Source organism: Ideonella alba, from assembly GCF_018069845.1.
Taxonomy (GTDB): Bacteria; Pseudomonadota; Gammaproteobacteria; order Burkholderiales; family Burkholderiaceae_C; genus Ideonella; species Ideonella alba.
The window spans coordinates 76,318-89,309 of the sequence record NZ_JAGQDD010000004.1; the positions used below are offsets into that span (position 1 = coordinate 76,318).

General features: G+C 71.2%; 14 protein-coding genes. 4 read left to right on the forward strand and 10 right to left on the reverse strand.

The window, feature by feature from the left end; all coding sequences use genetic code 11:
* Positions 1-59: 59 nt before the first annotated feature.
* Both KAK03_RS08005 and KAK03_RS08010 read right to left on the reverse strand, forming a co-directional pair.
* A complete protein-coding gene (locus KAK03_RS08005; RefSeq protein WP_210853157.1) occupies positions 60-794 on the reverse strand; it encodes a DsbC family protein in 735 nt (244 codons plus the stop codon).
* Between the two features lie 22 nt (positions 795-816).
* A complete protein-coding gene (locus KAK03_RS08010; RefSeq protein ID WP_210853159.1) occupies positions 817-1,917 on the reverse strand; it encodes an FAD-dependent monooxygenase in 1,101 nt (366 codons plus the stop codon).
* An 80-nt stretch (positions 1,918-1,997) separates the two neighbouring features.
* Between KAK03_RS08010 and ychF the strand changes: the two genes are divergently transcribed.
* Together ychF and KAK03_RS08020 are read left to right on the forward strand one after the other, a co-directional pair.
* A complete protein-coding gene (ychF, locus tag KAK03_RS08015) occupies positions 1,998-3,092 on the forward strand; it encodes a redox-regulated ATPase YchF (protein WP_210853166.1) in 1,095 nt (364 codons plus the stop codon).
* Positions 3,093-3,129: 37 nt separating this feature from the next.
* Positions 3,130-6,315: an ATP-binding protein gene (locus KAK03_RS08020; RefSeq protein ID WP_210853167.1), complete on the forward strand. Its 3,186-nt coding sequence runs from the start codon at positions 3,130-3,132 to the stop codon at positions 6,313-6,315.
* A 17-nt stretch (positions 6,316-6,332) separates the two neighbouring features.
* On the opposite strand, the gene KAK03_RS08025 is transcribed toward KAK03_RS08020, so the two are convergent.
* Positions 6,333-6,800 carry a tRNA (cytidine(34)-2'-O)-methyltransferase gene (locus KAK03_RS08025; protein ID WP_210853169.1) on the reverse strand — a complete coding sequence of 156 codons (468 nt, stop codon included), beginning with the start codon at positions 6,798-6,800 and terminating at the stop codon, positions 6,333-6,335.
* A gap of 19 nt (positions 6,801-6,819) precedes the next feature.
* Positions 6,820-7,524: a ComF family protein gene (locus KAK03_RS08030; protein WP_210853170.1), complete on the reverse strand. Its 705-nt coding sequence runs from the start codon at positions 7,522-7,524 to the stop codon at positions 6,820-6,822.
* Positions 7,525-7,546: 22 nt separating this feature from the next.
* On the opposite strand from KAK03_RS08030, the gene KAK03_RS08035 reads away from it, so the two are divergent.
* Entirely contained in the window at positions 7,547-8,404 is an 858-nt protein-coding gene (locus KAK03_RS08035) for a methyltransferase domain-containing protein (RefSeq protein ID WP_210853172.1), read from the forward strand.
* On the opposite strand, the gene KAK03_RS08040 is transcribed toward KAK03_RS08035, so the two are convergent.
* Genes KAK03_RS08040 through KAK03_RS08050 form a run of 3 tightly spaced genes read right to left on the reverse strand, consistent with a single transcriptional unit; the run spans position 8,382 to position 10,799 of the window.
* Complete coding sequence (locus tag KAK03_RS08040; RefSeq protein WP_210853179.1) at positions 8,382-9,482, reverse strand: COX15/CtaA family protein; 1,101 nt, start codon at positions 9,480-9,482, stop codon at positions 8,382-8,384. The genes KAK03_RS08035 and KAK03_RS08040 overlap by 23 nt on opposite strands.
* 16 nt (positions 9,483-9,498) lie before the next feature.
* Positions 9,499-10,077: a redox-active disulfide-containing membrane protein gene (locus KAK03_RS08045; RefSeq protein ID WP_210853181.1), complete on the reverse strand. Its 579-nt coding sequence runs from the start codon at positions 10,075-10,077 to the stop codon at positions 9,499-9,501.
* Positions 10,074-10,799, reverse strand: a complete 726-nt coding sequence (locus KAK03_RS08050) for an SURF1 family protein (RefSeq protein WP_210853183.1) — start codon at positions 10,797-10,799, stop codon at positions 10,074-10,076. The genes KAK03_RS08045 and KAK03_RS08050 overlap by 4 nt, the downstream gene beginning before the upstream one ends.
* A gap of 169 nt (positions 10,800-10,968) precedes the next feature.
* On the opposite strand from KAK03_RS08050, the gene KAK03_RS08055 reads away from it, so the two are divergent.
* Positions 10,969-11,169 (forward strand): twin transmembrane helix small protein, encoded by a 201-nt coding sequence (locus KAK03_RS08055; protein ID WP_210853189.1) that lies wholly within the window; start codon positions 10,969-10,971, stop codon positions 11,167-11,169.
* 86 nt (positions 11,170-11,255) lie between these two features.
* Here KAK03_RS08055 and KAK03_RS08060 read toward each other — a convergent pair whose 3' ends face one another.
* The 3 genes from KAK03_RS08060 to KAK03_RS08070 all read right to left on the reverse strand — a co-directional run bounded on the left by KAK03_RS08060 (position 11,256) and on the right by KAK03_RS08070 (position 12,983).
* Positions 11,256-12,116, reverse strand: a complete 861-nt coding sequence (locus tag KAK03_RS08060; RefSeq protein WP_210853192.1) for a cytochrome c oxidase subunit 3 — start codon at positions 12,114-12,116, stop codon at positions 11,256-11,258.
* A 64-nt stretch (positions 12,117-12,180) separates the two neighbouring features.
* Positions 12,181-12,408, reverse strand: coding sequence for a DUF2970 domain-containing protein (locus tag KAK03_RS08065; protein WP_210853193.1), 228 nt, complete (start codon positions 12,406-12,408; stop codon positions 12,181-12,183).
* Positions 12,405-12,983, reverse strand: a complete 579-nt coding sequence (locus tag KAK03_RS08070) for a cytochrome c oxidase assembly protein (protein WP_310738507.1) — start codon at positions 12,981-12,983, stop codon at positions 12,405-12,407. Before KAK03_RS08070 ends, KAK03_RS08065 begins: the two co-directional genes overlap by 4 nt.
* Between the last annotated feature and the right edge of the window lie 9 nt (positions 12,984-12,992).

The following is a 12,992-nucleotide window of genomic DNA, read 5'->3' on the forward strand; positions in this document are numbered from 1 at the left end:
TCGCTGCGCCGCGCCACCTTTGCCGGCGCAGGCGTTCCCGCCCCCCCTGTGTCGGGCCTTCAGCCCTTCTTCTGCAGATCGGCCAGGCGCTTCTCGATCAGGTTCGCGGGCATGGCGCCTGGCGAGCGGGAGCCGTCCTCGAAGACGATGGCCGGCGTGCCCTGGACACGGAACTTGCGGCCCATGGCGGAGTTGCGGTCGATCGCCGTGGTGTCGCATTCACCGACCGACTTGGGCGGCGTGACGCCGTCGATCATCCAGGCGCGCCAGGTCTTCTGGGCATCCTTGGCGCACCAGATGTCCTTGGTCTTGACCGTGCTGTCGGGGCCCAGCACCGGGTAGAGGAAGGTGTAGATCGTGACGTCCTTCACCTTCAGCAGGTCGCGCTCCAGGCGCTTGCAGTAGCCGCAGTTCGGGTCGGCGAAGACCACCAGCTTGCGCGCGCCGCTGCCCTGCTTCTGGACCATCGCGTCCTTCAGCGGCAGGCTGCCGAAGTCGATGGCGGTGAGCTTGTCGACCCGGGCCTTGGTGAGGTCGGTGCGGGTCTTGGTGTCGAACAGGCTGCCTTCGATCAGGAAGTTGCCGCCATCGTCGGTGTAGAGCACGTCGGTGCCCAGGCGCACCTCCCACAGGCCGCCCATCGGCGTGCGGCTGACCTCGTCGATCGGCGGCAGGTTGGGCATGCGATCGGCCAGGACCTTGCGGATCGTGGCTTCGTCAGCCTGCGCCAGCGTGGCCACGGCCATCAGGGCCGACAGGCCGATCGAGCGGAACAGCGGGGTGGTACGGGTCATCGGGGGTCCTTGTGGCGGCCGGTCAGGCGCCGAGTGCGCGGTCGATCAGCCAGCGCTTGAGCGGCGGCATCCTGTCAACCAGAGTCAATCCGTGGTGGCGAAGTTCCCGCAGCAGCGGGTGCGGATGGCCAAAGAGTTGCCACAGGCCGTCGGTGGTGCCGGCCATCAGGTGGTTGGGGCCGCTGCGGCGGCGGGCATGGCGGCGCAGCAGCGCCGGGTCGCCCAGCGCCCGCCAGGGTTCGCGCGCGGCCAGCACCTCGGACAGCGAGAGCACGTCGGCCAGGCCCAGGTTCAGGCCCTGCCCGGCCAGCGGGTGCACCACATGCGCGGCGTCGCCCAGCAGCGCCCAGCCGGGGCCGGTGGTGGCGCTGGCATGGCCCAGCGACAGCGGCCAGGTGGCGCGCTCGCTGGCCAGGTGCAGCGCGCCGGCCGCACCGCCGGTGGCCTCGGCCAGCGCGGCTTCCAGCTCCGCCGCCGGTGCGTCGCGCCAATGCCGCGCCTGGGCCTCGGGCTGCGACCAGACCAGCGCGTACGACGCGCCGGGCTGCGGCCGGTCCAGTGGCAGCAGCGCCAGAACATCGGGCGAGCGGAACCACTGGCGGGCCAGGCCCTGGTGCGGCTGGTCGCTGACCAGGCGGGCGGCCAGCGCATGGTGGCCGTAGCCGTGGCGCTCGAAGCGCACCCCCAGCGCCTCACGGGCGGCCGAGGCCTTGCCCTCGGCGATCACGGTGAGCGCCGCTGCAGCGGGCTCGTCCTGCACGCTGATGCGCGGGGCGAAGCGCAGCGCGGCCTCCAGCGTGTCTTCCAGCGCGGCTGCGTCGACGATCCAGGCCAGCGCGTCCACGCCCTGCTGCCAGGCCGAGAAGCCGATCACCGCGCCCTGGTCGCCCTGCACACGCATGTCCTGCACGGCGGTGCGGGCATCGGCGGGCAGGCTGTCCCAGACGCGCAGGCGCTCAAGCAAGGCCACCGACGCGGCATTCAGCGCATAGGCACGCAGGTCGGCCGACGTTGGCGCGGCGCGGCGCTGCACCGCCACCGACAAGCCGTCGTGCGACAGCGCCAGCGCAGCGGCGCGGCTGACGATGCCGGTGCCGAGGATGCGAACGTCGGGCGAAACCATCCCGGCATTGTAGGCACCGCCCTAAAATGGCGGGTTATGCCTGGAAACCTCCAGCGCCCCCCAGAACCCCAGGAATCCCCATGAGCCTCAAGTGCGGCATCGTTGGCCTGCCCAACGTCGGCAAGTCCACCCTGTTCAATGCCCTGACGAAGGCCGGCATCGCCGCCGAGAACTACCCCTTCTGCACGATCGAGCCCAATGTGGGCGTGGTCGAGGTGCCCGATCCGCGCCTGGCCGCGCTGGCCCAGATCGTCCAGCCCGAGCGGGTGCTGCCGGCCATCGTCGAGTTCGTCGACATCGCCGGTCTGGTGGCGGGCGCCAGCAAGGGCGAAGGCCTGGGCAACCAGTTCCTCAGCCACATCCGCGAGACCGACGCGATCGTCAACGTGGTGCGCTGCTTCGAGGACGAGAACGTGATCCACGTGGCCGGCAAGGTCGACCCGATCGCCGACATCGAGGTCATCCAGACCGAGCTGTGCCTGGCCGACCTGAGCACGGTCGAGAAGAGCCTGCAGCGCTACACCAAGGCGGCCAAGAGCGGCAACGACAAGGAGGCGGCGGCCCTGGTCAAGGTGCTCGAGAAGTGCCGCGCCGCGCTGGACGAAGCCAGGCCGGTGCGCTCGGTCGAGTTCAGCAAGGAAGAGTGGGTGCTGCTCAAGCCGCTGTGCCTGATCACCGCCAAGCCGGCGATGTTCGTCGGCAACGTGGCCGAGACCGGTTTCGAGAACAACCCCTTCCTCGACCGCCTGCGCGAGTATGCCGCCGCCCAGAAGGGCGAGGTGGTGGCCATCTGTGCCAAGACCGAGAGCGAGCTGGCCGAGATGGATGACGAGGACCGCGCCCTCTTCCTGGCCGAGATGGGCCAGGACGAGCCGGGCCTGAACCGCCTGATCCGCGCCGCCTTCAAGCTGCTGGGCCTGCAGACCTACTTCACCGCCGGCGTGAAGGAGGTGCGCGCCTGGACCATCCACATCGGTGACACCGCGCCGCAGGCTGCCGGGGTCATCCATGGCGATTTCGAACGTGGTTTCATCCGCGCCCAGACCATCGCCTACGAGGACTTCATCCAGTTCAAGGGCGAGCAGGGCGCCAAGGATGCCGGCAAGATGCGCGCCGAAGGCAAGGAGTACGTCGTCAAGGATGGCGACGTGATGAACTTCCTGTTCAACGTCTGAGCCTGCTTCCGGCCTGCGCGCCTGCCAGCGCCCCACGATGAGCTCCGGCCACGCCGAGAACGCCCCCAGCGCCCTGGCCCGCCAGGCCGGGGTGGCGCTGCTGACCGCGCTGGCTTACGCCGCCACGGCGGCCCTGGCGCTGTGGCTGGCGGCGCCGCCGTCGTTCGCGGCCCCCTTGTACCCGTCGACCGGCATCGCCCTGGTCGCCACGCTGACCTGGGGGCGCGCCGGCTGGGTGGGCAGCCTGCTGGGGGCCTTCGCCGTCAACACCCTGCTGGGCAGTGCCCGCGGCCAGACCGACTGGATCAGCCTGCTCAGCGGTGGCCTGATCGCGCTGGGTGCGGCGGCCCAGGCCGAGCTGGGCGCGCGCCTGGTGCGCCGCCGACTGCGGCCGCCGCGCGACCTGTCCGAGCCGCGCGACGTGCTGCAGCTGTTCCTGCTGGCCGGCGTGCTGGCCTGCACCGTCAGCGCCAGCGTGGCCGTGTCGGTGCTGGGCGGCACCGGCGCACTGGGCCGCGACGCCCTGGTCAGCACCTGGCTGTCCTGGTGGACTGGCGACGCACTGGGCGTGCTGCTGGGTGCGCCGATCGCGCTCACGCTGGTCGGCCAGCCGGCGCACCTGTGGCGCTCGCGCCGGCTGACGGTGGCGCTGCCGATGCTGGCGCTGGTGGCCGCGGTGGCCACCACCACGCTGCTGGTCGGCCGGGGTGACGCCCAGCGCCTGCGCAGCGCCTTCGAGCGCGACGCCACCCGCACCGCCGACGTCTTCGACTGGGGCCTGCGCACGCCGCTGCATGCACTGGAGGCCATCCACGGCCTGTACCTGGCCTCGGACGACGTCACCGTGGACGAGTTCGACCGCGCCGCCCAGGCCTGGCTCAAGGAGTCGCCGCACCTGGTGGCGCTGGGCTTCGGTCAGCGGCTGATGCGCGCGGACCTGGCCGCTGCCCAGGCCCGGATCGCCGCCCGGGATGGTCGGGCCTGGCGGGTGTTCAACCGCGCCGACGCGCCGCCCAGCCTGACCGCCGACGACGAGGACGTGGTGGCCATGCGCCGCATCACGCCGCTCGGCCCGAACCAGGTGGCGCTGGGCGTCAACCAGTTGTCGATCCCGGCGGTTCGCCAGGCCATCGGACGCGCACTGGCGGACGAACAGGCCCGTGCCAGCGAAGGCTTCCGCCTGACCCAGGCGCTGGGCGACGAGACCGGCGTGGTGGTCTACCGCGCGGTGATGCGGCCGGACGGCCAGGTGCTGGGCCAGGGTCCAAGGGCCCGGCTGGAGGGCGTGGCCTTCGTGACCCTGCGCACCGGTGAAACGCTGTCGCGCATCATGGCCACCGCGCCGCCCTACCTGACAGCCTGCCTGGTCGATCGCGACGGCCAGGGACCGCGGGCCCTGCTGGCCGGCCCACCGGCCTGCGCCGCGGCCCTGCCGGCCGGCCATCTCAGCTACCGCCGCCTGACCAGCTTCGGCGGCCGCAGCTGGGAGCTGCGGCTCAGCGCCGCGCCCAGCCAGGTGCCGGACGATGCACCCTGGCTGACCGGCCTGTTCGGCGTGGGCGGCCTGCTGTTCGCCGGCCTGCTGGGCATGCTGCTGCTGTCGATCACCGGCCGCCAGCGGCGGGTCGAGGACGCGGTGGCCGAGCGCACCAGCGACCTGCGCCACGAGGTGCAGGAACGCCGCCGCGCCGAGGAGCGGCTGCGCGACAGCGAGGCCCGCTGGCGCGCCATCGTCGACAACATCCCCACCGGCGTGGTCTATGCCGACTTGGAAGGCCAGCTGCGCGAGGCCAACCCACGCCTGCGCACGATGCTGGGTCTGCCGCCGGACGGCGCCGCCGAGGCGCTGGCCCGCCTGAGCCTGGCGCGCCTGCTGCCCGGCCCCGAAGGCCATGACCGCGCGCTGGTGGCGCAACTGGCCGACACCCGCGGCCTGTGGCAGGCGCGGCGCCAGCTGCAGCGCGAGGGCGCCGAGCCGCTGGAAGTGCAGGTCACCCTGGGCCTGCTGCGCGACGCCGAGGGCCGGCCGCACCATGTGGTGGGCGTGATCGAGGACGTCACCGAGCACCTGCGTCTGGCCCAGGCCGAGCGTGCGCGCGAAAGCGCCGAGGCCGCCAGCCGCGCCAAGAGCGAATTCCTGTCGCGCATCAGCCACGAGCTGCGCACGCCGCTGAACGCCATCCTGGGCTTTGGCCAGCTGCTGGGCCTGGAGCGCTCACCGGCGCTGACGCCGCGCCAGCGCGAGTGGAACGACCAGGTGCAGCAGGCCGGCTGGCACCTGCTGGGTCTGATCAACGAAATGATGGACCTGGCGCGCATCGAATCGGGCGAGTTGCGGCTGAGTCCGCAGTCGGTGGACCCGGCCGTGCTGCTGCAGGAATGCATCACCATGCTGGCGCCCACGGCGGCCCCCCGCCGCCTGGTCTTCGAGCCGGTGCGCAGCCAGAGCACCCGGCGGGTCTGGGCCGATCCGCTGCGCCTGCGCCAGATCCTGACCAACCTGCTGAGCAATGCCGCCAAGTACAACCGCGAGGGTGGCGCGGTGCGCTGCAGCGTGGTCGATCACGGGGACGGCGTGTGCATCGAGGTGGCCGACGAAGGCGAGGGCCTGACGCCGGAGCAGCTGGCCCATCTGTTCGAGCCCTTCAACCGGCTGGGCCGCGAGCATTCGGGTGTCGAAGGCACCGGCCTGGGTCTGGTGATCAGCCTGCGCCTGGCCGAGGCCATGGGCGGCCAGCTGCAGGCGCGCAGCGCGCCGGGCCAGGGCTCGGTTTTCCGCCTGTGCCTGCCGGCCGCCGGCGCCGACCCGGCCTCGGAGGCCGCGCCCGCCACGGCGGGTGCGCCGGTGCCGGTGCGTGCGCCCGCCCATGTGCTCTACATCGAGGACAACGAGACCAATGCCGAGGTGATGCGCGGCGTGCTCGCGCAGCGGCCCTGGCTGAGCCTGACGGTGGCCGCCACCGGCGCCGAAGGCCTGGCCGCCGCCCGCGCCCAGTTGCCTGACCTGCTGCTGCTGGACATGCACCTGCCCGACATGGACGGTCTGGAGGTGCTGGCCCGCTGGCGCGCCGATCCGCACCTGGCCGAGGTGCCGGTGCTGGCCGTGTCGGCCGACGCCACCCAGGAGCGCCTGGCCAGCGCCCAGGCGGCCGGCGTGCGCGGCTACGTCACGAAGCCGGTGGACATCGCCCGCCTGCTGGCGCTGGTGGACGAGCTGGTCTGAGGGCCGAAGAACACGGCTCAGCTGCCGGCATAGCCCTGGCTGCGCCAGGCATCGAACACCGCCACCGCCACGGCATTGCTCAGGTTCAGGCTGCGCTGACCCGGCCGCATCGGCAGCCGCACCCGCTGCGCGGGCGGGAAGCGCTCGCGCAGCGCGGCCGGCAGACCGGCGCTCTCGGCCCCGAAGACCAGCACGTCGCCCGGCTGCCATGCCAGCTCGCCCAGCGGCCGGCTGCCGCGGGTGGTGAAGGCGAAGCAGCGCGCCGGGTCGGGCTGCTCGGCCGCCACGAAGGCGTCCCAGTCGGCATGCCGGCGCACGGGCGCGTACTCGTGGTAGTCCAGGCCGGCACGGCGCAGCAGCTTGTCGTCCATCGAGAAGCCCAGCGGCTCAATCAGGTGCAGCGCGCAGCCGGTGTTGGCCGCCAGGCGGATAACGTTGCCGGTGTTGGGCGGGATCTCGGGGTGGACCAGGACGATGCGGAACATGCCCCGATTGTCGGCCCGCTCACTCAGGGGTGCGCGCCAGCAGCCACAGGCTGACCGAGGCGGCGCCGGCCTCACGCAGCACCCGGCTGGCCTCGGTGACGCTGGCGCCGGTGGTCATCACATCATCGACCAGCGCCAGGTGGCGCCCCTGCACCTCGGCACGCCGGCCCGGCGCCAGCATGAAGGCGCCGCGCAGATTGGCCTGGCGCGCGGCCCGGTCCAGGCCGGTCTGGTGCGGCGTGTCGCGCCAGCGGCGCAGCAGGCCGCCATCGGCGCGCGCATCCACCGCGCGGGCCAGCAGCAGCGCCTGGTCGTAGCCGCGCTCGCGCAGGCGCGCAGGTGAGGCGGGCATGGGCAGCACCGCGTCCACTGGCGGCTCGGCCGACAGCACCGGACGCATCAGCAGCGCGAACAGACCCGTCAGCGCCAGGTCGCCCGACTGCTTCCAGCGTGACACCAGGCGGTCCCATGGAAATCCATAGTCCAGCGCCACCACCGCGCGGCTGAAGGGCGGCGGCGACAGCTGGCAGCGCCCGCACAGCGGCTGCCCGGCCGGCAGGGGCAGCGCGCAGCGCCCGCAGCGCGGCCGCGGCGCCGCGAAGCGGGCCAGGCATTCCGGGCAGGCCGGGCCGCGCGCCCAGCCGCCGCAGACCGCGCAGACCTGCGGCGGCGGCGCGGGCCGCCAGGTTGGCAACCATGTCCCCAGGGCGGCGGGCGTCGGCATGGCCTCAATATACTGCCGCGCCATGAGCACCTCCCCCGCCCCTCGCGCGCTGGACGCCCGGACCGCGCAGCGCGTGCAGGAGCGTCAGCAGCGGGCCGGCGCCGCGCCCTGGCTGCATGCCGAATCCGCGCGCCGACTGGCCGAGCGCCTGGTCGTGTTCCGTCAGGCGCCTCGGCGGGTGCTGGACCTGTCCGGCAGCGCAGGCGGCCCGGCCTCGGTCCTGGCCGAGGCCTGTCCCGACGCACAGATCGACCGCGCCGGTGCGCCGGCGCCGGGCGGCCGCTGGTGGCAGCGCCTGCTGAGCCCCGCGCCGACCGCGCTGGCCGATGGTGAAGCCGACCTGCTGTGGTCGGTGATGCAACTGCACTGGGCCGCCGATCCGCCGGCGCTGCTGGCCGCTTGGCGCCGGCGTCTGGCGCCCGAGGGCGCGCTGATGTTCAGCACCCTGGGCCCGGGCACGCTGGACGCGTTGCGCCAGCTCTACGACCAGGCGGGCTGGGGCTCGCCGATGGCACCGCTGGTCGACATGCACGACCTGGGCGACATGCTGGTGGCCGCCGGCTACGAGGGCCCGGTGATGGACCAGGAGACGCTGACCCTGACCTGGTCGTCGCCCGAGGCGCTGCTGGCCGAGTTGCGCGAGCTTGGCGCCAACGCCGACCCGGCGCGCTTCAGCGGCCTGCGCACGCCGTCGTGGCGACAACGGCTGCTGGACGCGCTGTCAGCGCGCGCCGACGCGCAGGGCCGCATCGCGCTGCGCCTGGAACTGGTCTACGGGCACGCCATCCGTGGCCTGGACCGCGGGCCGGCCGTCAGCGCCGAGGTTCGCATCGGCCTCGACGACATGAGCGCCATGCTCAGGAACCGGCCGAAGCGCTGAAGCGCCGCCGCGCGATCACCGACACCAGCACGCCCGCCAGGCTGGCGGCCCCGACGGTGTGCATCAGCGCGCCCAGCAACGGCCAGCGCAGCACCACGTTGCTCAGCCCGGTCAGCACCTGCAGCAGCAGCAGACCGGCCAGCCACGCTGCCGGCCGGCGCCAGCCTGGCACGCGCCACAGGCACACGGCCACGGTCCCCACCGCCAGGGCAGCCACCAGCGCAAACAGCCGATGGGTCCAGTGGATCGCCACCAGCGCCTCGAAGGACAGGATGCGGCCGTCGGCGGTGTGGCCCAGTTCGCGCAGCAGCGCGAAGCCCTCGGTCCAGGCCATGGTCGGCCAGCCGTCGCCGTTGCAGCCCGGAAAGTCCTGGCACGCCAGCACGGCATAGTTGGTGCTGACCCAGCCGCCCAGCGCGATCTGCATGACCAGGGCCACCAGGGCCCAGGGCAGCCAGCGCGCCGTGGCCGCCGGGATGGGCGCCTCAGCGCGGCGTGTGAACGACGCATGCTGGATCACCAGCAAGGCCAGCAGGGTCACCGCGCCCAGCAAGTGCAGGGTGACGATGGCCGGATACAGCTTGAGCGTCACCGTGTACTTGCCGAACAGGCCTTGCACGATCACCCAGGCCAGCGTGCCCAGGCTCCAGAGCCACGAGTGCGGCAGCACCTGCCTGTGCCGCCAGCTGGCCACGGCGCTGATCAGGATCAGCAGACCCACCGCCATGGCCAGGTAGCGATGGGTCATCTCGATCCAGGCCTTGGTCTGCGTCACCGGGCCATCGGGCAGCACGGCCTCGGCCGCCGCAATGTGCGCACTCGCGCCCACCGGGCTGGCCCGGCCATAGCAGCCCGGCCAATCGGGGCAGCCCAGGCCCGAGTCGCTCAGGCGCGTGAAGGCACCAAAGGCGATCAGGTCCAGGGTCAGGAACAGGGTCAGCGCGGTGAGCGCCGCCAGCCGCCGTGCCATGGGCTGCCGACGCTGCCGAAACCACCACCATGCCAGTGGCACGGCGGCCAGTGCCATGGCCAGCAGCGCCAGGCGCAGCCAGGCATCAGCGGTGTGAACGGGGGGCATGGCGTCGCGCAGGTCGTCAGAACTTGATCAGGCGCCCCAGTTCCTTGATGAAGGCCATGGGCTCCGGGTGGTCGCTGTAGCGCATCACGATCTGGCCGCGCCGGTCCACCAGGAACAGGTGACGGGGCGCCTGCTTCACGCCGCCCAGTTCGGGCAGGTCACCGGGCTGGACCAGCTTGGCCCATTGCAGATCCGGGTGCGCTGCCAGCAAGGCCGGGTCGGGCTGGGTATCGTCGGTCAGCACCCACAAGCGGCCCAGCCGCAGGCTGGCCTTGCCCTGGGCGGTGCGCGACTGGCGGGTCAGGTAGAGCGTTTCCTGGCAGGCCGCATCGCACTGGCCGGGTGAGGCGTAGACGATCAGCCAGCGATCCGCCACCTGCTCGTGCGGCCAGGGGCGACCATCCGCGCCCACCAGCCGGTCATAGGCCAGCGCTTGCGGCGGCAGCAGCTCACCCAGGCTGTCTGGCTTGGGCGGCGTCCACACCAGGCGAAGCACCACGGCCGCCAGCAGCGGCAGCAGACAGATGGCGGCGATCAGCAGCAGCGTGCGCCGGCCGCTGCGTTGGGAAGGGCTTGTGGTGTGGGATGGGTTCAAGGTCGACTCCTGCTCAACCAACCATAGCCGATGGCGAGCAAGGCAAACACCAACCACATGGCGGCATAGCCCAGGTGGTGCAGTGCGGGGTGTTGCGGCTCCTCCCACTCGCGTGCCAGTCCGTCCTCGGACGGGCTGAGTTGCAGCAACAGGAAGGGGGCGATGCGGTCGGTCGCCGCCAGGCCGGATCTGGCCCGGTAGCGCTCTTCAGTGACATGCTGCCAGACACGGCCCGGCGACACGTCGGGCGCCAGCTCAAAGACGCGCTGCGGGAAGGGCCGCGCCTGACCGGTCAGTTGCACGAGCCCCGGCGCCGTGACCACCTGGGGCAGGTCACTGCGCAGGCGCGGCGCCTGCACCCAGCCACGATTGACCAGCACGACGAGCGCGCTGCCCTCCAGCCGGAAGGGCGTGAGCACGTGATAGCCCACCCATCGACGCCGAATCTGGTTGTCGAGAAAGAGGGTGTGCTCGGGCAGCCAGGTGCCACGCAGGGTCAGCGTGTGCAGTGGCAGGGCGCCCAGGTCCCCGCCCCGGGCCAGCACGTCGTTCAGGGACACGGGGCCCGACGCGATGGCGGCCTGGATCTGGTCGTAGCGCTGGGCCTTGACGTGGGCACGCCAGAGCTGGAACGCCGACATGCCCAGACACACGGCACAGGCCAGCACAACCAACCACAGACCCCATCGGCGCGGTCGGGGCGCGGTGCGTAAGGAACTCATGTGGGGGTGGTCAGCAGATCTGGCCGCTGGCGGGCAGCGTCGGGGCGGTCATGGCAAGTGACCTCGGAGGGTCTTGTGGCCGTGGTGTGGCCAAGGGTTCACGCCGCGCTGCGGGCCCGCGCCGGGATGGCACACTCGCGAGCACACCGACTGCCGTTCAATTCAGGCCATGCGACTGTTTGTCATCTTGATGTTCCTGGCCATCGTCTACAACCTGGGCCGCGCGCTGCTGTTCATTTTCCACGACCAGGGCCCGAACCGGGAAAAGGCCGTGCGCGCCCTGACCTGGCGTGTGGCCTTGTCGGTCGCGCTGCTGGTGGCCTTGATGACGGCCAGGTACCTGGGTTGGACCCACGGCCTGGCGTCCTGACGCGGCCAAAGAAACGGCTGAAGAAGCGCCGGACGCGGCGGGGGGCTGAACCCGCGCCCCGCCCCAGCCGCTGCCCGTCCCCGGGCTCAGAGCATGTAGATGACGATGAACAGGCCCAGCCACACCACGTCAACGAAGTGCCAGTACCAGGCCACCGCCTCGAAGGCAAAGTGGCGCTCAGGCGTGAAGTGGCCCTTCAGGCTGCGCAGCCAGATGACGACCAGCATGGTGGCGCCCAGGGTGACGTGGAAGCCGTGGAAGCCGGTGAGCATGAAGAACGTGGAGCCATACACGCCGGTGCTCAGCTTCAGACCGTGCGAATAGGCCTCGACGTACTCGTATGCCTGGCACCCCAGGAAGGTCAGACCCAGCGCGATGGTGAGGAACAGGCCCAGGTTCAGCTGACGGCGGTTGTTCTTGAGCATGCCCCAGTGCGCCCAGGTCAGCGTGGCACCTGAACTCAGCAGCAGGATCGTGTTGAGCAAGGGGATGCCCATGGCGGGCACGGCGTGGATCTCGGTCTTCGCCGCCTCGGCCACCGGACCGGCGCTGGGCCAATGGCCGCTGAAGCCGCCCCACAACAGTTCCTGCGAGGCGCTGGCCAGCTCCGGCACCGACAGCACGCGCACATAGAACAGGGCGCCGAAGAAGGCGACGAAGAACATCACCTCCGAGAAGATGAACCAGCCCATGGACCAGCGGAAGGAACGGTCCACCTGCAGGTTGTACTGCCCGCCCTCGGACTCGTCGATGACGCGGCCGAACCAGCCGAACAGCATGACCAGCAGCACCACGAAGCCCGCCAGCAGCACCAGGCCGCCGTAGGAGATCTTGTTCATCGACAGCACCGCACCGATGGCCAGCAGCAACAGGGCGGCTGAGCCGACCATCGGCCAGTAGGAGGGCTGCGGGACGTAATAGCGCGAGGCGGCGGTGTGGCTGCTCATGGGGATGGGCTCCTTTAGTTCTCAGGACTTCTCATGGGCGCTGAATGGATCGCGCACCGCTGATTCATTGGCCAACCACATAGCTGGCAATCGACACGACGGACACCACAAAGATCAGCATGAACACCAGGGCGGTCACGATGAGCTGAAGTGGCGACAAGGACGGCATATCTTGTTCGTGGCTCTGTCGCCCGCGGATACCGAACATGGCGGCACCGACGGTGCGAATCAGCCGCAGGAAACCCGGTGTGGCAGGTGGTGCGGCTTTGGGCATGGCTGGCGCTTTGCTCATGTTCCTTTGGCCGGGCCGCTCAAGGGTTTCGCAGCGGCTGCAGCGTCCGCCGACGTGCCCGGAACCTCGAAGAAGGTGTAGGACAGGGTCACGGTGACCACGTCGTCGGGCAATTGACGGTCCAGCGCGAACACCACCGGCATGTCACGCACCTCGCCAGGCGCAAAGGTCTGCTGCCTGAAGCAGAAGCACTCCAGCTTCTTGACGAAATTGGCGGCATGCCTGGGCCCGTAGCTGGGCACGGCCTGGCCGGTGATGGGACGGTCGGACGTGTTCTGGACCCGGAACGACACCTGCACCAGCTCGCCGGTGCGGGCCTGCACCGCGTTGTGCAGGCTGATGAAGCGCAGACCCTGGCCATGGGTGTTGGCGTCAAACTCGATCGTGACCGGGCGACCTGCCACCGACGACGCCTGGAAGTCGTCGGCCTTCTGCACATCGTTGATCCCGGTCCATTCGCAGAAGGCCCGGTACAGGGGCGGCTGCAGGTAGGCAAAGCCGAACGCCGCGCAGGCCAGCACGCCCAGGCCGGCGGCCAGGCGGGCATTGGTGCTCGACAGCTTGGGGCTGGCCACGATCAGACC